Source organism: Rhodococcus qingshengii JCM 15477 (genome assembly GCF_023221595.1).
Lineage (GTDB): Bacteria > Actinomycetota > Actinomycetes > Mycobacteriales > Mycobacteriaceae > Rhodococcus_F > Rhodococcus_F qingshengii.
Map to the genome: position 1 here is coordinate 4953250 of NZ_CP096563.1, position 24415 is coordinate 4977664.

Annotated in this window: 23 protein-coding genes and 1 riboswitch; of the genes, 12 read left to right on the forward strand and 11 right to left on the reverse strand. The window is 63.0% G+C overall.

Annotated features, from left to right (window positions below):
- Positions 1-3 precede the first annotated feature (3 nt).
- Both M0639_RS22595 and M0639_RS22600 read left to right on the forward strand, forming a co-directional pair.
- Entirely contained in the window at positions 4-1698 is a 1695-nt protein-coding gene (locus M0639_RS22595) for an MFS transporter (RefSeq protein ID WP_223304424.1), read from the forward strand.
- Between the two features lie 26 nt (positions 1699-1724).
- Positions 1725-2192 carry a DUF2771 domain-containing protein gene (locus M0639_RS22600; protein ID WP_223304425.1) on the forward strand — a complete coding sequence of 156 codons (468 nt, stop codon included), beginning with the start codon at positions 1725-1727 and terminating at the stop codon, positions 2190-2192.
- An 88-nt stretch (positions 2193-2280) separates the two neighbouring features.
- Here the strand turns inward: M0639_RS22600 and M0639_RS22605 are convergent, their stop codons facing one another.
- Positions 2281-2694 carry a cold-shock protein gene (locus tag M0639_RS22605; RefSeq protein ID WP_007733502.1) on the reverse strand — a complete coding sequence of 138 codons (414 nt, stop codon included), beginning with the start codon at positions 2692-2694 and terminating at the stop codon, positions 2281-2283.
- A 215-nt stretch (positions 2695-2909) separates the two neighbouring features.
- On the opposite strand from M0639_RS22605, the gene M0639_RS22610 reads away from it, so the two are divergent.
- Both M0639_RS22610 and M0639_RS22615 read left to right on the forward strand, forming a co-directional pair.
- Positions 2910-3137 (forward strand): hypothetical protein, encoded by a 228-nt coding sequence (locus M0639_RS22610; protein WP_003940194.1) that lies wholly within the window; start codon positions 2910-2912, stop codon positions 3135-3137.
- 33 nt (positions 3138-3170) lie between these two features.
- A complete protein-coding gene (locus M0639_RS22615; RefSeq protein WP_003939919.1) occupies positions 3171-3560 on the forward strand; it encodes a YccF domain-containing protein in 390 nt (129 codons plus the stop codon).
- A 94-nt stretch (positions 3561-3654) separates the two neighbouring features.
- Here the strand turns inward: M0639_RS22615 and M0639_RS22620 are convergent, their stop codons facing one another.
- Positions 3655-5052 carry a YncE family protein gene (locus M0639_RS22620; protein ID WP_058226123.1) on the reverse strand — a complete coding sequence of 466 codons (1398 nt, stop codon included), beginning with the start codon at positions 5050-5052 and terminating at the stop codon, positions 3655-3657.
- A gap of 394 nt (positions 5053-5446) precedes the next feature.
- Positions 5447-5656, forward strand: a riboswitch (cyclic di-AMP (ydaO/yuaA leader).
- An 8-nt stretch (positions 5657-5664) separates the two neighbouring features.
- Between M0639_RS22620 and M0639_RS22625 the strand changes: the two genes are divergently transcribed.
- Positions 5665-6228, forward strand: coding sequence for a transglycosylase family protein (locus tag M0639_RS22625; protein ID WP_003939675.1), 564 nt, complete (start codon positions 5665-5667; stop codon positions 6226-6228).
- An 83-nt stretch (positions 6229-6311) separates the two neighbouring features.
- Here the strand turns inward: M0639_RS22625 and M0639_RS22630 are convergent, their stop codons facing one another.
- Positions 6312-6500, reverse strand: a complete 189-nt coding sequence (locus M0639_RS22630; protein WP_019744939.1) for a hypothetical protein — start codon at positions 6498-6500, stop codon at positions 6312-6314.
- 60 nt (positions 6501-6560) lie between these two features.
- Here M0639_RS22630 and M0639_RS22635 point away from each other — a divergent pair, with 60 nt between their 5' ends.
- Both M0639_RS22635 and M0639_RS34975 read left to right on the forward strand, forming a co-directional pair.
- Positions 6561-8885 carry a helicase-associated domain-containing protein gene (locus M0639_RS22635; RefSeq protein ID WP_064073977.1) on the forward strand — a complete coding sequence of 775 codons (2325 nt, stop codon included), beginning with the start codon at positions 6561-6563 and terminating at the stop codon, positions 8883-8885.
- Positions 8886-8972: 87 nt separating this feature from the next.
- Positions 8973-9098, forward strand: a complete 126-nt coding sequence (locus M0639_RS34975) for a hypothetical protein (protein WP_003940363.1) — start codon at positions 8973-8975, stop codon at positions 9096-9098.
- 424 nt (positions 9099-9522) lie between these two features.
- Here the strand turns inward: M0639_RS34975 and M0639_RS22640 are convergent, their stop codons facing one another.
- Together M0639_RS22640 and M0639_RS22645 are read right to left on the reverse strand one after the other, a co-directional pair.
- Positions 9523-10173 (reverse strand): TetR/AcrR family transcriptional regulator, encoded by a 651-nt coding sequence (locus M0639_RS22640; protein WP_064073976.1) that lies wholly within the window; start codon positions 10171-10173, stop codon positions 9523-9525.
- A gap of 54 nt (positions 10174-10227) precedes the next feature.
- Positions 10228-10539, reverse strand: coding sequence for a hypothetical protein (locus M0639_RS22645; protein ID WP_064073975.1), 312 nt, complete (start codon positions 10537-10539; stop codon positions 10228-10230).
- Positions 10540-10754: 215 nt separating this feature from the next.
- On the opposite strand from M0639_RS22645, the gene M0639_RS22650 reads away from it, so the two are divergent.
- The 5 genes from M0639_RS22650 to M0639_RS22670 all read left to right on the forward strand — a co-directional run bounded on the left by M0639_RS22650 (position 10755) and on the right by M0639_RS22670 (position 17778).
- Positions 10755-11948 carry an LLM class flavin-dependent oxidoreductase gene (locus M0639_RS22650; RefSeq protein WP_064074070.1) on the forward strand — a complete coding sequence of 398 codons (1194 nt, stop codon included), beginning with the start codon at positions 10755-10757 and terminating at the stop codon, positions 11946-11948.
- The gene (locus M0639_RS22655; RefSeq protein ID WP_064073974.1) at positions 11945-13021 is read left to right on the forward strand and encodes an alcohol dehydrogenase catalytic domain-containing protein; all 1077 of its coding nucleotides are present in this window, start codon (positions 11945-11947) and stop codon (positions 13019-13021) included. Before M0639_RS22650 ends, M0639_RS22655 begins: the two co-directional genes overlap by 4 nt.
- 180 nt (positions 13022-13201) lie before the next feature.
- A complete protein-coding gene (locus M0639_RS22660; protein ID WP_003940219.1) occupies positions 13202-14860 on the forward strand; it encodes a DNA repair helicase XPB in 1659 nt (552 codons plus the stop codon).
- Positions 14861-14962: 102 nt separating this feature from the next.
- On the forward strand, positions 14963-17041 hold the full coding sequence (locus tag M0639_RS22665) for an amidohydrolase family protein (RefSeq protein ID WP_058037814.1): 2079 nt from the start codon (positions 14963-14965) through the stop codon (positions 17039-17041).
- A 74-nt stretch (positions 17042-17115) separates the two neighbouring features.
- Positions 17116-17778 carry a DUF3239 domain-containing protein gene (locus M0639_RS22670; RefSeq protein ID WP_007733514.1) on the forward strand — a complete coding sequence of 221 codons (663 nt, stop codon included), beginning with the start codon at positions 17116-17118 and terminating at the stop codon, positions 17776-17778.
- A 9-nt stretch (positions 17779-17787) separates the two neighbouring features.
- Here the strand turns inward: M0639_RS22670 and M0639_RS22675 are convergent, their stop codons facing one another.
- Genes M0639_RS22675 through M0639_RS22700 form a run of 6 tightly spaced genes read right to left on the reverse strand, consistent with a single transcriptional unit; the run spans position 17788 to position 24157 of the window.
- Positions 17788-18774: an LLM class F420-dependent oxidoreductase gene (locus M0639_RS22675; protein ID WP_064073973.1), complete on the reverse strand. Its 987-nt coding sequence runs from the start codon at positions 18772-18774 to the stop codon at positions 17788-17790.
- A 13-nt stretch (positions 18775-18787) separates the two neighbouring features.
- Complete coding sequence (locus M0639_RS22680; protein ID WP_042451237.1) at positions 18788-20020, reverse strand: MFS transporter; 1233 nt, start codon at positions 20018-20020, stop codon at positions 18788-18790.
- Positions 20017-21363 (reverse strand): LLM class flavin-dependent oxidoreductase, encoded by a 1347-nt coding sequence (locus M0639_RS22685; RefSeq protein ID WP_064073972.1) that lies wholly within the window; start codon positions 21361-21363, stop codon positions 20017-20019. Before M0639_RS22685 ends, M0639_RS22680 begins: the two co-directional genes overlap by 4 nt.
- Positions 21364-21394: 31 nt before the next feature.
- Complete coding sequence (locus M0639_RS22690; protein ID WP_003939860.1) at positions 21395-22267, reverse strand: ABC transporter permease; 873 nt, start codon at positions 22265-22267, stop codon at positions 21395-21397.
- Positions 22260-23081: an ABC transporter ATP-binding protein gene (locus M0639_RS22695; protein WP_003940477.1), complete on the reverse strand. Its 822-nt coding sequence runs from the start codon at positions 23079-23081 to the stop codon at positions 22260-22262. Before M0639_RS22695 ends, M0639_RS22690 begins: the two co-directional genes overlap by 8 nt.
- Positions 23078-24157: an ABC transporter substrate-binding protein gene (locus tag M0639_RS22700; RefSeq protein WP_007733528.1), complete on the reverse strand. Its 1080-nt coding sequence runs from the start codon at positions 24155-24157 to the stop codon at positions 23078-23080. The genes M0639_RS22695 and M0639_RS22700 overlap by 4 nt, the downstream gene beginning before the upstream one ends.
- Positions 24158-24415 lie beyond the last annotated feature (258 nt).

Consider the following 24415-nt stretch of genomic DNA (forward strand, 5'->3'; position numbering starts at 1 on the left):
GTGGTGACCGGACCGCGCGAACCCTACGACCCCGAAACTCGGCGAATCCACGACGAGCCGGAGGGGCAACAGGTGCACCCCGGTTACGACAATTACCCACCCGCGGCCCGCCCGGACAATTACCCACCTTCGGCCCGTCCCGCTGCCCGTCGCACGCCTTTGCCACCGCTGCATCCGATTCCCGAATCGCGGGGAGACTCCGAATCCGCGGCCGGTTCGAAGACGCCGGGGGCGGACGCTCCCAAGGCTCCACCGATGCCTCGCAAGCTCACCGTCACTCGCGTCGCAGCGATGCGCAGCCGCGAACTGACGAACAAGGGCATCGCGACCTTCCAGCGCGCGGCGAAGGCCGACGGCGCGGACAAGTCCGGTCTGACCGCTCTCACCTACGCGGTGATGACGAACAACGCGACCGACGCGGCGATCTCCGTCGCTCTGGCCAACACCCTGTTCTTCTCGGCGGCGACGGGCGAGGACAAGACCAAGGTCGCGCTCTATCTCCTGATCACGATCGCACCGTTCGCGGTCATCGCACCGCTCATCGGCCCCATGCTCGACCGGTTGCAGCGCGGACGCCGCATCGCACTCGCGTCGTCGTTCGGAATCCGGACGCTCCTCGCGGTGATCCTGGTCTTCAACTTCGACAGTTGGATCCTCTATCCGGCCGCGCTCGGCATGATGGTGCTCAGTAAATCGTTCTCGGTGCTCAAGAGTGCAGTGACACCACGTGTCTTACCACCGGAAATAGACCTGGTGCGCGTGAATTCGCGTCTGACGGTCTTCGGGCTGATCGGTGGAACGATCGGGGCCGGCGCGGTCGCAGGTGCGCTCGCGCTCGCTTTCGGTTCCACCGGCGCCTTGTGGTTCGCGGTCGCCGTCACCGTGTTCGGCGCATATCTGAGCATGCGAATCCCGTCGTGGGTCGAGGTCACCGAGGGTGAGGTACCCGCGACCATCACCTACCACCCGGACGAAGCGCATCACGCCGGCAGCGCCCCACCGCAGCCGGACGCCAAACCTGCCAAGGTCCGTCAGCCTCTCGGACGCGCCGTGATCATCGGACTCTGGGGCAACGGCACCATTCGCGTGCTCACCGGCTTCCTGACGCTCTACATCGCGTTCGTCGCCAAATCACGCACCGATCACGAGCCGCTCCAGCAGGCCATGATGCTCGGCCTGGTCGGCGCAGCAGCCGGTCTGGGTAACTTCGCCGGAAATGCCACGGGTGCGCGCCTCAAGCTCGGCCGGCCTGCCTTGATCGTGCTCCGGTGTACTGCGTCGGTGTGGATCATCGCGGTGATCGCAGCTCTGACGGACAACCTCATGACGGCCGCGCTTGCCACGCTCATCGCATCGGCCGCCAGCGCGCTCGCCAAGGTCTCACTCGACGCGTCACTCCAGCACGACCTGCCCGAGGAATCGATCGCGTCCGGATTCGGTAGATCCGAGACGGTTCTGCAGCTGAGCTGGGTACTCGGCGGCGCATTGGGGGTTCTGCTTCCGACCGAATACTGGATCGGGTTCACTGTTGTATCGGTGTTCCTGACGATCGGGCTTCTGCAGACCTTCCTGAGCTACCGAGGAAGCAGCCTCCTGCCCGGCCTCGGCGGGAAGCGACCCGATCTGGCCGAACAAGAAGTGACCGAAGTGATTTACACCGGTAAATCCAACCGAGGACAAGGAAGTACTCCGCAGTGATGATGCGCTCGAGAACAAAGAAGATCGTGGCAGCGATCAGTGTCCTGATGGTGGTGGCACTGGTTGCTTACGTCTCCGTTCTTTTCGTGATCATCAAGAACATCAATGACGACCCCGACAAGCTGCCGGTCATCACTGCATACGCACACGGCAAGACGATCGAAACGAACCCTGCCGGTTTCTGCACCATCGACCTGTCCCAGTGCGCCCAGGTGGGCGACATCTACGCACTCGACGTTCCAGCGGGCTACCCGCTGCAGCTGTCGTTGTCGACGGACGTCTCGGATGCGCAGTGGGCACTGCTCGCCGTCTACGAGGATGCCGACGGCAACCAGACCGGTGAGCCCCGAGTCTTCGAGCCCGGCGAGGCCCTGGCAGTGACGGTCGAGTCTTCGAGCGATCCCGTCAAGCAACTCGTCGGCGTCGAAATCCACCTCGCCGTCGGTGAGGGAAGCGAACAGGGACTGCTGATCTGGTCGATCAAGACCGCTTGATCCCCGGAACGTCGAAAATGCCCTGCACACCGATTGGTGTGCAGGGCATTTTGTTTCGAAGCCGTGTATGGCAGCTCGTATCGAGCGATCAGGTGTCGAGCTCGCGAGCGACGGCCCGGACGACCTCGGAGATCCGCTGAGCGGTCTTGCGGTCCGGGTACTTGCCGTTGCGCAGATCCGGCTGGACCTTCGCCTCGAGCAACGTGATCATGTCCTCGACCATGCCGTGCAACTGATCAGGGGTGTGCTTACGCTCGACGGGCTCACGACGCGTCGCCGTCGCGCCGCGCAACGACGGCGCCGGCTCGAGTACCTTCAGGCTCAGTGCCTGCGGACCGCGGCGGCCCGCAGCCATTCCGAACTCGACGCGCTGGCCGGCCTTCAAGCCTTCGACGCCCTCGGGGAGAGCGGAAGCACGGACGTAGACGTCCTCGCCCTCTTCCTGCGACAGAAAGCCGAAACCCTTTTCGACGTCGTACCACTTCACCTTGCCGGTCGGCACCGCGTTCACCTGCTCATCACTCGACTGGGGCGTCTGCCCCAATGTGCTCGGGAGGCTCTCGGAAGAGCCTCATGGCCTTGCTCGCATCGCTTCCGGTGGAAGAATGCAAAAGAACGCGCCCCACACTTGCTTCAGCGGGGCGCGCAGTCTGTTAACAGTCTACCTGTGACGAACCCGGGTCGGCACCCAGGTTTACAGGCACTATCCTCGTAGGTGTGGACCCTCAACCGAACCCGCGCACTTCCGGCACCGGAAACGGTCTGTTCCGTACGGCGATGGCACTGTTCATCGTCGGATTCCTGGCGATCGTGGCCATCTTCGCAGTCCATATCTTCAGCGACACCCCACCCGGCCTGGCGTTGTACCTGGTAGCACTCGCGTGCCCGATCGGCTTCCTCCTGGCCATCGTCTACACGCTCAGATCCGGTCGACGCGTGCGCTGATCACTCCCGCCTCCAACCGAAAGGTCACTGACCATGAGAATCCTCCTGAACGTGATCTGGCTGGTCTTCGGCGGCTTCTGGCTGGCGTTGGGTTACTTCGCCGCAGGCATCATCTGCTGCATCCTCATCATCACGATTCCCTTCGGAATCGCGGCATTCCGCATCGGCATCTACGCACTGTGGCCGTTCGGTAAGACCGTCGTCGACAAGCCGACCGCTGGTGTCGGTTCGATGATCGGCAATGTCATCTGGGTGATCATCGCCGGTATCTGGTTGGCGATCGGACACATCGTCACCGCCGTCGCGATGGCGATCACGATCATCGGAATTCCGCTCGCGGTCGCGAACCTGAAGATGATTCCGATCTCGCTGATGCCGCTCGGCAAGGAGATCGTCGACGTGGACCGGGTGAATTACGCATAGTCGTGGACCGCGTCGATTACGCATAGCGGGCCCGCGGACCGAAGAACCCGACCACAGCAGTTGCTGTGGTCGGGTTCTCTGGTATCAGGTCGTATCAGCGGCCGAGGCTACCGAGTCCGGGGAGGTTACCGAGCGAACCGGTACCCGTTCCCGGGTTGCCCGGATCGACGGGGCCGACCGGCCCCTCGGAGACCACGATGGTCACGCTCGAAGCACGCGAAAGCACGCTCTTCGCAGTGACCTCGACGGTGACGCTGCCGACAGCGGTGGGGGTACCCGAGATGGTGCCGTCCTGTGCGAGGGACAGTCCGCCGGGCAGAGTGCCACTGGTGAGTGCAAAGGTTGCGCGCGCATCGGCGGCAGTGAGCTTCTGCGAATACGCCTTACCTACCTGAGCGGCAGGCAATTCGACGGTCGCGGGTAGCGGGTACGCAGCAACGACTGTCACCTTGCCCCCGTTGGTCGTCGACGCGATGGCGCCGGTCGAGGTGTCGAGCGCGAGGTTTTTGACCTTCTCCAGTGCCGGAACCTTGGTATCGGTCAGAGCGGTGGTGGCGCGGGTCGTCAGATCGACCGACCACAGGTGTCCGTTCATGACGTCCGCGACATATGCAATGCCTGCCGCAGCGTCGACGACCACGCCGTTGGGAATCGCGGTCGGAGACAGCGTGGTCTTCGACAGAACCGCGCCGGCCGGGGTGATCGCCCACAGGTTGGTTGCCCGGGTGTCGGTCATGTAGATGTTGCCGGTGTTCGTGTCGACATCGACGTCGACCGGGTAGAGGTTGTCGGCACGCACGATCGACTTGAGTGCTCCGCCCTTGCGTACGTCCGCCTGCCACAGCGTGCGGCCGTAATTCTCGTCGAAGAAGTTGGTGTCCGCGATGTAGAGGAAGCCGCGGACACTGTCGAAGGCGAGCTTGGTCGGCGTTGCCGACTTGTGGACCAGAATGCTCGACACGGCGTCGGCGGCGTTGGGGTCGACGACTCGGATGTTGCCGGACTTGTAGTCCGAGAAGTACGCGCGGTGTGTTGTGGGATCGACGACGACATCGTTGATCTGCGGACGCGAGCCGTCGGGGTTCTTCTCGCTCAGCGTGACCGTCTTTTCGACCTTCCCGGTCTTCGTGTCGACAATCGAGATCGCGCCGCCGTAGGAGGAGGACACGTATGCGCGTCCGAGGCCTGAGTCGACGGCAAGTGCCGACGGGTAACCGACGACGCCGTCGATGGTGCCGACGGACTTGCCGGTGTTCGTGTCGACGACGGACAACGAGCTGGTCGGTCCGCCGTACTGCGTGATGTATCCGCGGTGGGTTGCCGAGTCGACGACGATGTCGCCGGGCTGGGTTGCGGAATAGCTTCCGACAACACCGTGTGTCGGATCCTCGGGTGAGGCGTGTGCAGCGGGAGCAGTGACGGCCAGGCCGACAGCAGCAGCGGCGACGGCGAGTGATGCGGTGACCGCACGCCGACGGTATTGCAGTTTCATGAGGGGTGCCCTACTTCTTTGGAAGACTCTGCGAAACCTGCCCAATCGAGGCAAGTCAGGCAAACCTAACCTAAGTTTCGATCTCGATGTTGAGACACGGGCCACACCTTGGGCCCGGATCGACACACCTCTCAATCGCCCGAAATTGTATTTCCACACAACGTGTGACCTTGCTCACATTACGGATGGATAACGGAACGGACACAACCGGACATTCACTCGGGCACCCCCACCTACCTGGGAAGAGTCTCCTGCGCTTTGTGTGACGCGTTGTACGGCTTTCGCCACGCCGCGTTATCAAATGGTGACACGAGCGACTCGAGCCGTTACCGTCGTTTTCGGCCGGGAAACTCGGCCACCTCCGGCCCGCCGCGCCAAGCCTTGTCCCGCGGGTACCGGACTTCCGACAGAGCATTCCAGGGACGAGGACGGGGGACCCAAAGTCCTCTGTGAGAACAGAAAAGTTCTCCAGTGGACACCGGTTCGATCGCAAGACCGAATCTTGGGGTGAAGCCAGACCCTTTCCAGCCAGGAAAGGCGAGGCCGGGCGACCTCTCAGCCCGAACCCGACAGCTGACCTCGCAGGCGCGTGTGGAGAGGATTTCGACCATCATGAGCGGACGCCATCGCAAGCCCACCACCACCGGCCGCACTGTCGCCAAGGTCGCCGTCACCGGCGCCATCATGGGCGTAGCAGGAATTGCAGCCACCGGAACCGCAAACGCTGCCCCCGACTCCGACTGGGATCGTCTCGCCCAGTGTGAGGCCGGCGGAAACTGGGCCATCAACACAGGCAACGGTTACCAGGGCGGACTGCAGTTCTCCCCCAGCACGTGGAACGCACACGGCGGCGGACAGTACGCAGCCACCGCAAACCAGGCCACTCGCGAGCAGCAGATCGTTGTTGCCGAGCGTGTTCTCGCAAACCAGGGTTGGGGCGCATGGCCGTCCTGCTCCTCCAGCCTCGGGCTGAGCAGCGGCGCCACCGAGCGTTCCGCTCCGGCCACGACGGCTCCTCAGGCAGCTCCGGCTCCGGCGCAGCAGGTCGCACAGACCGTTGCACACCCGGTCGCCGACGCCATCGATCAGGCAATCGCATTCGCCGAGGCCAACGGTATCCCGGTCGACCCGCAGATCCTCGCAGTCGCCGACACCGCGAAGTCGTTCCTCAAGTAACACCGGCAAGACTGTCCGCTCGGACGCTCGAACATCAAGAAGGCCCGCACCGATTCGGTGCGGGCCTTCTTCGTGTCGAGTTGTTATCGGTTGATGACGGTGTGCGGGTGTACGTAAGGAAGTGACTCCACCGGAACCGGAAAGGTGGTGTCCTCGCCGAAGGGTGAAAGTCCACCTGCGCGGGTCGATGACAATTCGGTCACTGCGTGATCTCCGTCTGCAGTTTCCGGCCATCCTGGATCTACATAGTGTTGCTTCGAATTGTTGGCCACGAAGTCATTTTGACAGGACGCCGTTACGCCGTACAGACCAGGTCTCTAATCTGATACCTGATGACCGAAACACGTGGCACCCCGGCGGGCAGTTCCGCAGCCGAAAGTCTGACCGATTGGCTCTCGGCGCGCAGTGACGCCGAGTTGACGGAGTTGCTGCGTCTGCGCCCCGATCTGGCCGTACCGCCGCCGAGCACGATGGTGGTTCTCAGCGGTCGGGCACAGCAACGCGCGTCGGTCAGCCGAGCCGCGGACGAACTCGACACCCTCGATTTCGGTCTTCTCGAATTGTTGGCACTGGCCGGCGCCGAGGAAACTCCGATGACGCGGGCGGAGCTCAACAGTGCGATCGCCGAACGCGCCCTGACCGGCAAGGGCAAGGTCACCAAGAAGGCCGTCGACAAGTCTCTGTCGAAGATGCGCGCGTCCGCCCTCATCTGGGGTGTCGATCCCATCAGCGTCGTCCCGGCAGTCATCGGGATGATTCCGTGGCGTGTGGGGCGCGCCCTCGAACCTGCCGAGGCGATGACCGAGACCGAGATCTCGGCTGCGCTCAACGCTCTGGACACCCGCGAGCGGGATCTCCTCGAGACACTCGCCAACTCCAGCCCGATCGGTCGCACCCGCGACGCTGCCCCCGGAACGCCGCCTGAGCGCCCGGTTCAACGACTGCTGGCGGCCGGCCTGCTGCGGTGGCTCGACGAGCAGACCGTCGAGCTTCCGGCGACGGTTCGTCAGGTCATCCGCGGCGAGCCGGTTTTCGATCCGACGACGCTGACCGCACCTGTCATCGGGGGCGACAAACTCAAGCCGGCGGACGTGAACGCCGCAGCAGCCGGCGAGGCGCTCGAGTTGGTACGCCAATGCGAGAACGTGATCGCTGTTCTGGGCGCAGCGCCGGCCCCCGCACTGCGAGCCGGTGGGCTCGGTGTTCGAGAACTACGACGCGTGGCCAAGACGGCCGATCTCGACGAAGCGCGCGTGAGCCTACTTGTCGAGTTGCTCTCGGCAGCCGGACTCATCGCCAGTGGAACACCAGACCCGGCGCCGGTCTCGGACAACGCGGACGAATACTGGACGCCCACGCTTGCGGTCGACGGCTGGCTGAACGCATCCACAGCGCGACGGTGGGAGGTCCTGGCGTCCGCCTGGGTCGACGTACCTCGAGTCCCGTGGATGATCGGGCTGCGCGATTCCACCGACAAGCCGATCGCGGCGTTGTCCGAGGAGGGCCGCGCTCCGGCGGCTCCGCGAGATCGTCAGGCCATTCTGGGGCTGCTCTCCGAACTCGACAGCGGCCAGACCGCGTCGGCCGTCGAGGTAAGTCGGCTGCTGGCGTGGCGACGCCCGCGATGGAGCGGGCGCCTGCGGACGTTCGCGATCGAGCGGACTCTGGACGAGGCCGCTGCTCTCGGGCTGGTGGCCCGCGGCGCGTTGTCGTCACCTGGACGAGCCTTGCTGCACGGCGGGGACGCCGAAGCCGAAATGCAGTCCGCGCTACCCGAGCCCATCGACTACATCCTGGTCCAGGCGGATCTGACTCTGGTTGCGCCCGGCCCGCTGGTACCGGACCTGCTCGAGCAGGTGAGCCTGGTCGCAGACATCGAGTCGGCCGGATCGGCGTCCATGTACCGCATCAGCGAGGACAGCGTGCGTCGTGCGCTCGACGCCGGTCTGACGGCCACCGAACTGCATACGATGTTCGCTTCGAAATCGAAGACTCCTGTCCCCCAATCACTTTCGTATCTGATCGACGATGTCGCCCGTCGACACGGACGACTGCGTGCCGGAGTGGCGGCGTCGTTCATTCGATGTGAGGACGCGTCACTGCTGGCGGAGGTCCTCGCATCCGCAGTGGCCGAGCCGTTGGCACTGCGCGCCTTGGCTCCCACCGTCGCGATTTCGCAGGCCCCTCTCCGCGAAGTCCTGACCGAGCTGCGAGCCGCCGGATTCGCGCCGGCAGGTGAGGACTCCTCGGGCACGTTGGTCGATCTCCGCCCACGCGGGGCACGTGTACCCAACCGTCGCAGCCGACCGGCGTCGAGGATGCCGGCGAGCCCGTCGGCGGATCAGCTGGCGTCGTTGGTCCGCACGATGCGGGCCGGAGACCGTGCTTCCGCCCCCGGCCGCGGCGGAGTGCGAACGGACGGTTCACGGGAGAATAACGCCGCCACCATCGCCTTGCTGGCCACGGCGGCCCGAGACAATTCGAGCGTCAACATCGGCTACGTCGACGCCCAGGGGGTCGCGACGCATCGCATCGTCGACCCCGTCAGCGTGGGCGGCGGACAGCTGGACGCCTTCGACCCCGCGAGCGGCGCGGTTCGCCGTTTCACGTTGCACCGAATTACTTCCGTCAGCCCCGTCGACTCCGGAAAAAAGTAGCAAAAAAGAAGCAACTGGCTTTTTTCTGTAAATGAAGTATGGTCGAGGTCAGTTTGTGATTGCCACTTCGAAAAATGAGGAGCGACAATGGCTGACAAGGCGCCGGGTAAGAACATGAAGAAACCCGCCCAGTCGATCAAGGAACGCCGCGCGGAGAAGCGGGCGAAATCTGCGGAGTCTTCCGAGTTCATCCGTAAGCGGAAGCGGAGCTGACAGCAAAGTCCAGAGAAGACGAGCTGATTGCGAAGCTGACCAATGCCTGCCCCCACCGACACCCTTGTGCACCTGCACGAAACGTTCAACCTGTTCAAGTCACGTAATCGAGGAACTGACGCACGCTCGCGCGGGTACGCAGCGGGCATGACCCTCGCTTCACTCTGCGTCCTCGACGAACACGCTCGGCAATCCGGAATACTTCTATCGGATTTACCGCAGAAAGAGAATCAACCATCGTGAAAAGAACAATCCATACCCTGGACCGCATTCAAACGAGACTCGAATCGGAGCTTGATTCCACTCCGGGTGATTCCGAAAAGAATATCGGTTACCGGTCCGGAATTTCCGAAGCTATTACTCATGTAATGGAAATGCGGAAGTCAGTGGTCGCGCAGAAATAGGAGACGCATCGATTAGGCGCTCACCCCAATAACTGCCGCACACCACCGACCAGAAAGACGACCTGGTCCTCGTAGAAGTCGGCAAGCCGCTCCGGCGCGAGCGGCTTGCCACTTCCGCTCCAATCGTCCGCCCGGCTCAACGCCTGGAGGAAGCCCATCAAGGCAATCGCCCAGCGAGTCTCGAGCCGTTCGGGATCGGTAGCAGGAAAAGTACGACGGACCTGGTCGAGAAGATGTTCACGCAGGTGCAACTCGGTCGCCTCGAGGGCTGGATGGCCCGGTCGTGACATCTGCAGCTGCGAGATCTGCGTGACGATTCTGATCCATCGCATTCCCCGCGTGCGATGGCGAAGGAGCAATGCCTTGTAGGGCGCAGTGACGGCCCGTACCAGTGCCTCCACCGTCGGCGGCGTCTTGTCGGCGGAGAGGGCGTCGACGTTCGCGCTGATCTGATCTCGCACCGACGTTCCCATGTCCAACAGCACCGCTGCGACCAGATCGTCCTTGGTTCCGAAATGGTAGTGGACCGATGACGGCCCGAGACCGGCCGCGGCGTTGACCGAGCGCAGCGAAACTGCATCCAATCCCTCTGTCGCGAAAAGCCTTTCAGCAGTTTTGAGCAAACGCAGACGCGTCGCGTCGCCTTGACGGTTCTGCCGGGAGTCGGTCATACGAACGAGCTTCGCACGGGCTCGACAAACGTCTCAACCGTGGCGAACGCGGAGTCAGAGTGATTCACGGTGTGCTCGCACCCTGTTGTCGCGATCCACCCAGCCGTGGGCGCGTGCGTAGACCACCATCGCGGAGAACTTCTGTCTCCACTCGGTGTTTCCGATCCGGGCAGCGACGGCTTGCTCCAAGTGGCCGATGTCGAGCCAGACGTGATCCCCCTCGAGTTCCCCCCACGGTTCCAGTACCCGACTCAGAGTCTCGGATCGATCGTCGCCGCCAACGACGACCGAGAGACTGGTGAAGTCGTCGACACTGTTCAGTTCGACGGTCGAGGAGTCGGGGGTGATTGTGACGTCCAGTTGCATACCTCTTCAATACTCCTTCGGAAAGTACTTGGTTCAGTCGATCGACTTGCAACAACGATATCCGACGTCATTGCACCAGATAACGTTGAACTACAGGTGATTACAAATCTCCCACTGTGCGGGAGGCTCAACTTATTGGATCAGGTGATCCATGTTAGACATCTCGATCAGAGCGAGTGATCCAAATCACTCCCCTGTCGACAGGAGTTGTCATCGTGTGGTCCGCATCGTCCATCCGCTTCGGAGCCTTCCTCGCCCCGTACCATCCGCTCGACGCCGATCCCGCCCTGCAACTCAGACGCGATATCGACCTCATGACACACCTGGACCACCTCGGATTCGAAGAAGCGTGGATGGGTGAGCATCATTCGACCGGCGCCGAGATCGTGCCTGCCCCGGACATGTTCATCGCGGCCGCCGCAGAGCGAACCGAGCGCATCCAGTTCGGCACAGGCGTGACGTCTCTGCCCTATCACCACCCGTTGATCACGGCCGACCGCATCACTCAGCTCGATCTGCAGACCCGCGGACGGCTCATCTTCGGCACCGGCCCGGGCAAGATCCCCCTCGATGCACACATGATGGGCATCAACCCGTCGGACCAGCGTCGTCGCCAGGGCGAAGCGCTCGAGGCCATTCTCGCGTTGCTTCGCGGCGAGGTCGTCAACATGGAAACCGACTGGTTCACGTTGCGTGACGCACGCGCACAGCTGCCCACTTATCGCGCGGACGGCATCGAGACAGTGACAGCGTCGACGATTTCCCCCAACGGTTCGGTGCTCGCAGGCAAGAACGGGCTCTCCCTGCTCTCATTGGCGGCGAGTTCACCCAGCGGCTTCGACGCACTGGATCGCAACTGGGATGTGTACGAGAAGGTCTCGGCCGAACACGGCCACCGCGCCGACCGAGCGACGTGGCGTGTGGTCAATCCGATGTTCATCGCCGAGACCCGAGCGGAGGCCGAGCGCGCCGTGAGCCGACGGATCGGATCGATGGCTTCCTACGTGAATCGACAGACCGGCCAGAACCCGGCCTGGGCAGATACACCGGCCGGAGTCATCGATCAGTGGCGCAACGACACGCTCGGCGAGTTCGGTCAGGCGATCATCGGTACCCCCGAAGATGCGATCGCACAGATCGAGCGTCTGATCGAGAAGACGGGAGGGTTCGGCACGTTCTTGATCCTTCACGTCGACATGGCGAGCTGGGAGGACACCAAACGCAGCTACGAATTGTTCGCCTCCGAGGTGGTCCCGCACTTCCGGAAGCGAAATGTGGGGCGTCAGGCGAGCATGCAGTTCGCCGAGGACAATCGCGAGTACCTGATCGGCGGGCTGGTCGGAGCGATCACCAAAGCCCATACCGACTACTACGGCCGGCCGGCCGAGACGGGAGCCGTGCGCGCATGAGGGCCGTCCGTTTCCAGCAGGGAGAATTCGCGGTCACCGAGATCGCCGACCCGCCGCCGTTGGCACCCCATCAGATCCGCATCGACGTCGTCGCCTGCGGGATCTGCGGCAGTGACCTGAGCATGTCGAAGGACCCGTGCCGCTTCGTTCAGGTCGCGCACGACGGGGGCTACCCGCTCGCCACCTTCGATCCGGACGCGCCAGTGGTGCTGGGGCACGAATACGCGGGTATCGTCTCCGAGACCGGTTCTGCAGTAGACGATTTCGCGATCGGCGATCGGGTGGCCGGCATCGGCTTGGCCACCGACACCGCTACCGGGATCCCGACGATCATCGGCTACTCGAACGAGTACCACGGCGCGTTCGGCGATCACATAGTCGTCGACGCGTTCTGGGTCCGCAAAGTTCCCGACCACCTGTCACTCGAGCACGCCACACTTGCCGAACCTCTCCACGTCGGCGAGATGCACCTCCAACAGTCCGGCCTCACCTCGGCCGATTCGGCGCTCGTCATCGGTTGCGGAACGATCGGACTGGGCGCCATCGTCGCCGCGAAAGCGCGCGGAGCGCAGATCGTCATCGCGTCGGAGCCCTCCCCCAAACGACGCGAGCTCGCCGCGAAGATGGGCGCGGACATCGTCGTCGATCCGGCCGAGCAGGATCCGATCGAACTGTGGAATCGAATGATCGCCGAAGGCAACCAGCTTGTCGGTCAGGCCGCGAACGGAGTTCTGATCGCCTACGAATGCAGCGGCCGGGCGGGAGTCATCGGAGAACTGATGCACACTCTCCCGTTCAACTCGAAGATTCAGGTTCTGGCTGCGCCGTTCGGCGACGAGACGATCATTCCCGTCGTCGGGCAGTTCCGGAGGATCTCGATCAACTTCGGTCACGGTCCTTACGAGAATGCCTACGACATCACCCTGCAGAGGCTCGCCGACGGCGAGATCGACGCCGAAGCGATCATCACCGGCAGGGTCGGTCTGGATGGAGTCTCGGACGCTTTCGCAGCTCTGCGCGCACCCGACGAACACGTGAAGATCCTCGTACTACCCGCGGGCCTCCCGGAATAGCGGTCGATCCTGCCCTGTTGACGTAGGGGTGCTCGCACTCGGGCACCTCTACTTCGGGCTGTGCGAGCGTCGCCTGTTGGCGTCTGCGCCCCGATACCAGGACAATGGCAGGGTTGGCGTCAGCCGACAACGCGGCGCAACGCTCTGTGGCTGCCGCGTTAGCTTCACTAGGAGGATTCCGTGACCGACGGACCGTTGATCGTCCAATCCGACAAGACGCTGCTGTTGGAGGTCGACCACGAGCGCGCCGGCGATGCCAGGCAGGCAATCGCCCCCTTCGCGGAACTCGAACGGGCCCCCGAACACGTCCACACCTATCGCATCACTCCCCTGGCCTTGTGGAATGCCCGCGCCGCCGGACACGACGCCGAGCAGGTTGTCGACGCGCTCGTGTCGTACTCACGATTCGCGGTTCCACAACCGCTGCTGGTCGACATCGTCGACACGATGGCCAGGTACGGACGCTTACAGCTGGTCAAGAGCCCGGTGCACGGCCTTATCCTGGTCAGCCTCGACCGCGCAGTCCTCACCGAGGTGATGCGACACAAGAAGATCTCGCCGATGCTCGGTGAGAAGGTCGACGACGACACCGTGATCGTCCACCCGAGCGAACGCGGCCGCCTCAAGCAGATGCTGCTCAAGGTGGGCTGGCCGGCCGAGGACCTCGCCGGCTACGTGGACGGCGAAGCGCACCCGATCGATCTCGCTTTCGAAGAGGGCCACTGGGAACTGCGCGACTACCAGCAGATGGCAGCGGATTCGTTCTGGGCCGGCGGTTCGGGCGTCGTCGTGCTGCCGTGTGGCGCCGGCAAGACGATGGTGGGCGCCGCAGCGATGGCAAAGGCCAAGGCCACCACCCTCATCCTCGTCACCAATACCGTTGCCGGTCGTCAGTGGAAGCGTGAGTTGATCGCGCGTACATCGTTGACCGAGGAAGAAATCGGCGAATACTCCGGCGAGCGCAAGGAGATTCGGCCGGTCACGATCGCCACGTACCAGGTGATCACACGTCGCACGAAGGGCGAGTACAAGCACCTCGAACTTTTCGATTCCCGAGACTGGGGACTGGTGATCTACGACGAGGTCCACTTGCTGCCCGCGCCTGTCTTCCGGATGACGGCAGATCTGCAGTCGCGCCGCCGTCTCGGCCTGACCGCAACGCTGGTTCGTGAGGACGGCCGCGAAGGCGACGTCTTCTCGCTCATCGGCCCCAAGCGCTACGACGCTCCGTGGAAGGACATCGAAGCGCAGGGCTGGATCGCGCCGGCCGACTGCGTCGAGGTGCGAGTGACGATGACGGACGCCGAGCGCATGTCCTATGCCGTCGCCGAACCGGAGGAGCGCTACAAACTGTGCTCGACGGCTCACACGAAAATTGCGGTCGTGAAGTCGATCCTGGCCAAGCACCCCGATTCTCCGACTTTGGTGATCGGTGCGTATCTCGATCAGCTCGACGAACTCGGCGAAGCCCTGAACGCCCCGGTGATCAAGGGATCCACCAAGAACAAGGAACGCGAGATCCTCTTCGATCAGTTCCGTAACGGTGAGATCCAGACGCTGGTGGTGAGTAAGGTCGCGAACTTCTCGATCGACCTTCCGGAGGCGTCTGTCGCCGTGCAGGTTTCGGGAACCTTCGGGTCGAGACAGGAAGAAGCGCAGCGACTCGGACGCCTACTGCGACCCAAGCACGACGGCGGTCAGGCTCACTTCTATTCGGTGGTCTCGCGCGACACTCTCGATGCGGAGTACGCGGCACATCGTCAGCGATTCCTCGCCGAACAGGGCTACGCCTATCGGATCACCGACGCCGATGACCTGCTCGGACCTGCCATCGGCTGAGCATTTCTGCAACACGTTGCAGAATCAAATGGACATACGTCCAGTTATCTGTAGAGTGTCCCCTGTCACAGTCGTGTCCATCGGCCGGGGGTCACCAGCACCATGCGCTCAGTTCCACGTCTACGGGGTCGGCTCGCCGGAACCATCTCGCTGCTGACTGCCGCCGTCGTCGTCGCCACGACTGGCGTCAGCGCCGCGGCACCGAGTCCTGCTCCTACTGCGCAGAACTCGGTGTACGCACTTGCGAACGGTTGCTTCGCGCTGCGCACCGAGTCTGGTGATTTCGTCCGTCGTGACGGGTCGGCGTACCTCACCGACGTAACGAAAGCCGCAGACGCCGAACCGTTCCGGCTACATGCGGCCCAGTTGGGTCGATTCATGCTGTACGGCCCGGACGGGTCGATGCTCTCGCACGACGGCGCAGACTCGGTGCTCGCCACTTCCGAAGCAACTCCGTCCACCGACTGGACCGTGATGTCCACTGGCGAGTCCTTCGTTCTGACAGCGACCTCGAACGGCCGACAACTGATCTCGCGAGATTTGATGCTCACGATGTCCGATCCCGGTGACGTTCCCGAATCTGCGTTCACGCTGATCCCGCGCGACGGCTGCGCCGACTTCCCCGAAGCGGAGGTGGGCGCAAACGGCGTTCCGGGAGAAATCGGACCGAACGGTGAAGTCACCGGATTCATCGACACACACGTGCACATGAATGCTTCCGAGTTCATGGGCGGAAACCTGCACTGCGGCCGACCTTTCGATCCTCAGGGCGTCACCGCAGCGCTCGTCGACTGCCCGGACCATCAACCCGACGGGATACCGGCGCTCCTCGAAAACGTTCTGTCGTACGGCAATCCCTTCGAAACTCACGACACCACCGGCTGGCCGAGTTTCACCGACTGGCCGGCGCACGATTCACTGACACACGAGCAGACGTACTACAAGTGGGTCGAGCGGGCCTGGCGTGGCGGTCTGCGAATCTTCACCAACCTCTTTGTCGCCAACCGTGTCCTGTGCGAGCTGTATCCGAGTAAACGAAATCCCTGTGACGAGATGGAGACCGTCCGGATCCAGGCGCAGCAGACACGCGAACTCCAGGACTACATCGACGCCCAGTATGGCGGTCCCGGCCGGGGTTGGTTCCGCATCGTGAGCTCCCCTGAACAGGCCAGGCAGGTGGCCGCCGACGGAAAGCTGGCCGTCACCCTCGGGGTGGAGGTGTCCGAACCCTTCGGTTGCTCTGTGCGCAACGGTATTCCGCAGTGCACCGAGGACGACATCGACCGCGGCCTGGACGAGTTGTACGACCTCGGTGTCCGGCAGATGATCGTCACGCACAAGTTCGACAACGCCCTCGGCGGTGCCCGTTTCGACGGCGGCGTCACCGGAGTGGCCGTCAACATCGGCAACTACCTGGGCACTGGGGAGTTCTGGCAGTCGGAACCATGCACCGGCGTTGCCGAGGACAATGTGCTGCCCACCAAGGTCGACGGCGCACAGAATCTTCTCGCGGTACTCCCACCCGGAGTGACGCTTCCGGTGTACCCCTCTGGTCCGCAATGCAATTCGCACGGCCTGACCGACCTCGGCGCGTACACGATCCGAGGTTTGATGGACCGAGGGATGATCGTGGACATCGATCACATGAGCGTCAAGACCGCCGAAGCGGCTCTCGATATTCTCGAAGCTGCGAATTACTCCGGCGTCGTTTCCAGTCACAGCTGGAGCGACCCGAGCCTGTACAAGCGGATCTACGCACTCGGCGGATTTGTCGCCCTGTACGCCGGACAACTCGACGCATCGGACGAAAAGCCCGAAGAGCGTGGGTTCATCGACCAGTGGCGGGACGCACGGGCGATGCGAAGCGAGAACTACTACTTCGGTTTCGGCTACGGCGCCGACACCAACGGCTTCGGGCCGCAGGCCGCACCGCGCGGCGACGCCGCAGAAAATCCGCTGCAATATCCGTACACCGCCTTCGACGGCACGGTCATGGACCAGCAGCGCGCCGGCACCCGGGTTTTCGACGTGAACACCGACGGCGTTGCCCAGTACGGGATGATTCCCGACTGGATCGCGGACATGCGTATTGCTGCGGGCGCCGACGGCGACACGATCATCGAGGACATGAGCCGTGGCGCCGAGGCTTACCTGCAGATGTGGGAGCGCGCGCGAAACTAGCTACGCTGGTGGACGGTCCCCGGGAGATCGGGGGCCGGTCCTAGATCGTCCGGCACCACCCGAAGGAATTTTTCGTGGCTGACTTCCAGTTCACCGTCGACAAGGCTCACGCCAAGTCGGTCAACGACACACTGGCCGATGTACGCCGCCTGCAGATTTCTGCGGTGATCTTCGCGATCGTCCTCGCCGCGGTCGGGGCCTGGTTGATCAGCATGGGCGAGGTGTGGTCCATCATCATCGGCGCAGTCCTCGCCATCGGTGCGGCCAGTTCCCTGTGGGTTGCCGTGTGGGCACCTCGCAAGGTGGGAAGCGTCGAATCTCTGTATGCGGACAACCCACTGGTTCCCGCGATCGTCACCGAGGTTCACCCTCGAGCGGCGACCTTGACGGCATTGATCGACATCGCGAAGCCTGCGGCCGGAGCACCGCAGTACGCGCTCGTCAGCCGCAACGTTCGACTCAATCCGAAGTGGCGAGTCGGCGACCGCATTCCGTCGGTCGCACTGCGTTCGGATCGTTCCACCCGCAGCAAGGCTGACACGTGGCAGATGGTCAGTCCCATGCCGATCGAGTGGGGGACCAAGGACTCGGCAGTGCTGGCACGCGCGATCGCTGCTGTCAGTGCGAGCGAGTGGAACTTCCTGCAGAGCCGGATTCCCGATTCCGAAGAAGTTCGCACCCACCCCGATCGCCGGGTTCTGATCAACCCGGCCGATCTTCCTGACTCACTGCGCTAGCCCCAACGGTTACGCGAGCGCGGGCAGCACTTCCTTCTCGAACATCTCGATTCCCGACGTGTCGTACGCGGCCTCGGGGAAGTAGAAGATTCCGTACTCGAGTCCCTGTGCCTTGAGCGCCGACAGGTTCTCGATGATCTGCTCGGGTGTACCGACGGCGGGCATTCCGCGGAACGCATCGAGCGACGCATCGGCGGCAGCTTCGCCGACCAACGGCGTCAGTCTGTCCTTCAGTGTCTCCAACCGCTGAGCCACCTCGGATTCCGTCGCGCCGATGGCCACGTTGTAGTTGGCCGAACGGACGATGGCGTCGAAATCGGTGCCGACGGTGTCGCAGTGCTTCTTCAGGATCTCGGACTTGTGCGCGAAGCCGGCCGGGGTGCCGTCGAAGTTCGTGTACTGCGCGTACTTGGCCGCGATCTTGAGTGTGACCTTCTCGCCGCCACCGGCAACCCAGATGGGAATTCCGCCCTCTTGCAACGGAAGTGGACGGCACAGCGCTCCGTCGACCTGGTAGTACTTGCCGTCGAGCGTCGCGCTGCCGGTCGACCACGCCTGCTGCATGATCTGGATTCCTTCGTCGAGGCGGCCCAGACGCTCACCGGCAGAGGGGAAGCCGTAGCCGTATGCGCGCCACTCCTGCTCGTACCAGCCGCCGCCGATGCCCATCTCGACGCGTCCACCCGTGATCAGGTCGGTGGTCGCGGCGACCTTGGCGAGGTACGCCGGGTTTCGGTAACTCATGGCGGTACACATCTGGCCCAGTCGGATACGCGAGGTCGACGCACCGAGTGCGGCCATCAATGTCCACGCCTCGTGAGTCGCTTCTTCCGTCGGCTGGGGAACGGTGTGGAAGTGGTCGTAGACCCACACCGACTCCCACGGCCCTGCCTCCGCGCGCAGCGTGAAGTCCCGCATCACCTCCCACTGCTTCGCGGGGTCGATGCCGACCAGGTCCAGACGCCAGCCTTGAGGTACGAACAGTCCGAATCGCATGTAGCGAGCCTACCTACAGTTTCCCGACGCGCGACCGGGGTGACACCCGCGGAGAGTAGACCGGAATGAAGCGGAACATCATCGCCGCGCCGGCGAACGACGTCGCGCCCAGAGCGGCGAATGCCCACCCGAGTGGGAGCACCGCGGCGAGTAGACCGATCGCGAGCGGCCCACCGAACATGCCGGTGTCGTGCGTCAATCGCCATGCAGCGAGGAACTCGGCGCGTTCTTCGGGCGGGGCGATATCGGCACCGAGGGTCATGATCACGCCGTTGCCCAGTCCGTTGCCGATCCCCATCACGACAGCGACCACGGTCAATCCCACTGCACCCGTCGAGAACGGCAACAGTAGGTACGACACACCGATCACCGTCAGCGAAGGCACCGCGACCAGCCTGCGGCCGTATCGGTCCATGATGTGTCCGGCCGGGTACGAGCACAGCAGGTCCACGGCCGCACCGATACCGAAGATCACACTCACCTGGGCTGCATCCAATCCGAGGTGCAATGCCCACAATGGAAGAACGGCCTCACGCGAAGCGCGGGCGGCGCCCATCAGAAGGGAGCCTGTCCCGAGCGTCGACAGAGCGGCACGATGACGGCGAAGGATCTCCGGGAGCGTAACGTGTCCGTGATCGCTGTTGCCTGCCTGCACCTTTCGTGGCGGGTCGGGAACGCGGGCCATCAGCGCCCCGGCGAGCACGACGCCCACCAACTGGACAAGGAATCCTCCGCGCGCTCCCACCAGGAGAATCACGCCGGCCCCGATGAGCGGTCCCAGGAAGAAACCCAACCGCCACATCGCAGCGAACGACGACATTGCTCGAGCCCGTAGACCGAGTGGCACGGTCTCGGCGAGGTAGCTCTGCCGCGCAAGGCCCCACACCGCATTCGCCAATCCGGTCAACAGTGCGCCGATACCGAGCATCCACGGAGTCTGTGCAAGGAGACAGATCACCACTCCTGTTGCACCCAAGGAACTTCCGCCGATGATCGACCTGCGCTCACCGAAGCGCGACACGATCCTGCCGGCGGGGAGGTCACCGAGTACGGCGCCCAAACCACCGAGTGCAACGATCAGGCCGGCGACGGCAACCGAGGCACCCAGGTCGCGCGCGGTGACGGCCATGATGGGGGCAGCCGCACCCTGACCGATCCCGAAGATGGCCGCCGGTACGAAAACCGTTGTGACCAGTGGCTTGAGACCGGCAATCGCCGGCTGTTCCTTGGGCAGTGTTTCCGTCACGCGCTCACTTCTGCCGCGTCAGCGGCCCGCGAGAACCGATTCGCCGGACGATCGAGGCCGTAGTGACCCCGCAGGGTGGATTCCGTGTATTCGGTCCGGAAGAGCCCACGCGCCTGCAGAATCGGCACGACCCGGTCGACGAACACCTCGAGCCCTCCGGGCAGATAGGGCGGCATGATGTTGAAGCCGTCCGCGGCGCCCTTGTCGAACCATTCGGTCAACTCGTCCGCGACCTGCTCCGGTGTCCCGGCAAATGTCCGATGCCCACGGCCACCGCCGAGTTTGCCGATCAGTTCACGGACGGTGAGGTTTTCGCTCTCCGCAAGGTCTTTGACGAGCTGGTATCGACTCTTGTTTCCTTGGATGCGATCGATGTCCGGCAACGGTGGCAGCGGGGCATCCAGCGAATGCTCGGTGAGGTCGACGCCCACCATGTTCGACAGTTGGCGCAGTGAGTACTCAGGTGAGATGAGATCCGTGAACGACTGCTCCAGTGCCTTGGCTTCTTCTTCCGTATCCGCGATGAAGGGAACGATGCCTGGCAGCACCTTGATCTCGTCGGGACTACGCCCGTACTTGATCAGCCGCGCTTTGAGGTCGGTGTAGAAATCCTGCCCCTGCTCGAGTGTTCGTTGAGCGGTGAACACGGCTTCGGCATACCTCGCCGCGAAATCCTTACCGCTCTCGGAGGAACCGGCCTGTACAAGCAGCGGACGTCCCTGTGGAGACCTCGGCGAATTGAGCGGGCCAGCCACCGTGAATCGTTGACCGTCATGGTCGATGCGATGGACACGATCAGGATCGGCGAAGATTCCGGTCTCTTCGTCCAGGACAACTGCCCCCTCTTCCCAGCTGTCCCAGAGTCCGAGCGTCACGTCGAGAAACTCCTCGGCGCGCTCGTAACGACCGCTGTGCGTCGGTACCGCATCGAGGCCGAAGTTCGCGGCCTCGTCGGCGCCGGCCGACGTCACGATGTTCCACCCGCCTCGTCCGCCACTGATGTGATCGAGGGAAGCGAACTTCCTTGCGAGAGTGTATGGATCGCTGTAACTGGTCGACGCGGTTGCAATCAGCCCCACCTTGTCGGTGGCCGCCGCGATCGCCGACAGCAAGGTGACGGGTTCGAAGATCGCCTGGGTGTTGTACTTGACCCGCGGGCCGACTGCTAGACCGTCGGCGAAGAACACCGAGTCCAGCTTTCCACGCTCGGCGATTCTCCCCAATTCCTGGAAGTGCTTGACGTCCAGGAGGTTGGCCGCATTTGTGCGTGGGTGGCGCCACGCCGCCTCATGATGGCCGACGCCCATCAGGAAGGCGTTCAGATGAAATTGTCGTTCGGACATGAGTTCGCAGAATCTTTCCGTGAATGTGTGGTCAGGTGGTGACGCGCCAGCGCGAGAGCCGACGTTCGATCAGGACCAGAATCGCGTTGATTGTCAGACCCAACAACGAGATCGCGACGATGCCCGCGTACATGTTCGGGATCTGGAAGTTGAGTTGTGAAGCGGTGATCAGATACCCGAGACCGGCTTTGGCCCCGACCATTTCGGCGGCGATCAGCACGAGAATCGACGACGCGGCTGCCATGCGGATACCCGTGAAGATCGTGGGAACAGCGGCGGGCAGAACCACCTTCTGAAACAGCCGAATCGAGGAGAACCCCAGCGAGGCAGCGGACTTGATCAGGAGCGGATCGACCGTGCGCACACCCGAAATGGTGTTGAGCAGGATCGGGAAGGTGCAGGCGTAGATCACCAGGGCGATCTTCGATTCCTCACCGATTCCGAGAATCAGCACGAAGACGGGAAGCAGCGCCAAGGCTGCTGTGTTGCGGAACAATTCGAGAATCGGGTTGAGGAAGTCGGAGACCGGGCGGTACCAGGCGATCGCAATTCCCAACGGAATCGCGATCGCGATGGCCACGAAGAAGCCGGTCAGCGCACGCGTCAGACTGGCGGAAACATGCTCTTGCAATTGTCCGTTCTCGGCGAGGGTGAAGAATGCGGACACAACTTCGGTGAAGGGCGGGAGGAAGACCTTGTCCACCAGCCCGAGCCGAGGTGCCGCTTCCCAGATCCCGAGGAAGATCGCGATCGCAATCGACGGCTTGGCAATCCGCCAGGCGGTGGAACCAATGTAGCGCGCCGCCTTGCCGCCGGCCTGGCTCCGCTGCGCAATGTCAGGTGTTTTGTCGGCCAACGGTTTCGGAGCGGCGACCACCTCCGGCGTCGCCAATGCGCTAGACATGTGCAACCTCCTTGGCAGGATCGAGTTCGCCGGCCCGAGCGCGCTCGACTTCACCGTGCAGTAGCGTCCAGATCCGGTGCCGGAACACTCGGAACTCCTCACCTGATCGCACGTCGTCGCCGGACCGGTCGATGTCGATGTCGACGATCGTCTTGACGCGCCCTGGCCTCGACGTCAGTACTGCAACACGCTGCCCGAGGTAGATGGCCTCGTCGATTCCGTGGGTGATGAACAGGATCGTCTTGCCGGTGGCCTTCCAGATGCGCAGAAGCTCGTCCTGCAGCGACTCTCGCGTCTGTGCGTCCAGCGCAGCAAATGGTTCGTCCATCAGCAACACTTCGGGGTCGAATGCCAGGCTGCGGGCGATCGCGACCCGCTGCTTCATTCCACCGGACAACTCGTGCGGATAGCGATCCGCGAAACCTTGCAGACCGACCAGTTCGAGGTAATGCTCGGCGAGCTCGCGTCGCTCGCTCTTCTTCACGCCCTTCGCTTCGAGTCCGAACTCGATGTTGTGACGTGCAGTTCGCCATGGAAGTAGCGCGTATTGCTGGAAGACGATTCCCCGATCCAAGCCTGGGCCCGTGATCTGCTTGCCGTCCAGAAGGATTCGACCGGAAGTGGGCGAACTGAGTCCTCCGAGGAGGTCCAGCAGAGTCGACTTGCCGCAACCACTCGGCCCGACGAGGACCAGGAACTCCCCCGGCGCCACGTCGATGTTGATGTCCTCGACCGCGGTGAAAACTTCGTCGGTTCCACGAATGTCGAACTGTTTGGTGACGTGCTCGAGCCGTAGTTTCGGTTCTGTGCTCATTTTGCTGCCTCCAGTGCCTGTCCGTCAGCGCCGCTGTCGGGTGAATACGTTCCGTTGGCGTACGGGTTGAATTCGTTGGTGTAGATGTCCGACGGCTTCAACTTTCCTTCTTCGAGTTCGCCGTTACGGGTGAGCCAGTCGATCCACGTGCTGATCTCGGTATCGGTGATCGTTCCGCCGGGGCCGGCGACTCCTGGGCTCTTCCAGTAGCTGATGAGCTTGGTGTCCTCGTTGCGTCCGCGGCTGTTGATGATCGACGTCAGCTTCGCGACCACTTCTTCTCGTGGGTGTGTCTGCGTCCAGCGGATGGCCCTCGCTGTTCCCTGCACGAAATCGGCGACCGCCTCCTTGTTCTGCGCGATGTAGTCGTCACGGAACACCAACGTGCCGTAGGTGAAGGAGCCGAACAACGATTCGTCCGTGAACAGCTCACGAAGGCCACCACGTTCTAGCGCGGAGTCACGGAAGACCGAGCCGAGGGTGGCGACGTCGATCTGTCCCTGCCGCAACGCTTGTTCCGTGTTGACCGGCGGAACGACGATCAATTCAACCTGCTTGATCTCGTCCGGTGTAAGCCCCTCCCGCGCAAGCCATTCACGCACGACGAACTCGTGGTGCGCACCGAGGGTGTTCATCCCGACCTTCTTGCCGATCAGGTCCTTCGCCGATTTGATCGGACTGTCGTCGAGAACGTAGTACCCGTTGAAGCTCTCCTTGTCGGAGCCGTAGTACCCGATGACCGAGGTGATCGGTGAACCCGCGGAAGCCAACTTCACCACCGCCCCGTTGAACGCTCCGCCGAACTCGGTTTGACCGGTCGCTGCGTTCTGAATGCTCTGAGGGCCGCTGGTCGTATCGCCGATCCAGTTGAGCTCCACGTCGTTGAAGTAGCCGAGGTCAGCGGCCAGTTCGGGGTAGATGACCTGTCCGGTGCTGCCCTCGTACCGCAGGACGGTCTTGCCGTCGGCGGTCTTGACCACTTCGTCGGAGGAGCCCGAGCAGGCAACGGCAAAACTGGACAGAGTGACAAGAGCGACGACCGCGGCTACCGAGCGCGCGAAACGAGGGCGAATCATGAAGTTGCTTCCTGTAGAAGATGATTGGTTCAGTTCTCGGCTACACCTGTCCGGAGCGCCGTGTGCGGCACTCGGCACAGGCAGGTGTGGGAATGTCAGTTCAACGACAACAGTTGAGCGACATGAGCGGGAAAGACCGAAACACGTGAGACTCCAATGAATGTGCAGACAGGATCGAGCCGTGAGCAGTGCCGAAACCATACGTCGGCACCCACTACCTGGGTCAACGGTTACATTCATGCCGGATTTAATGTGTGA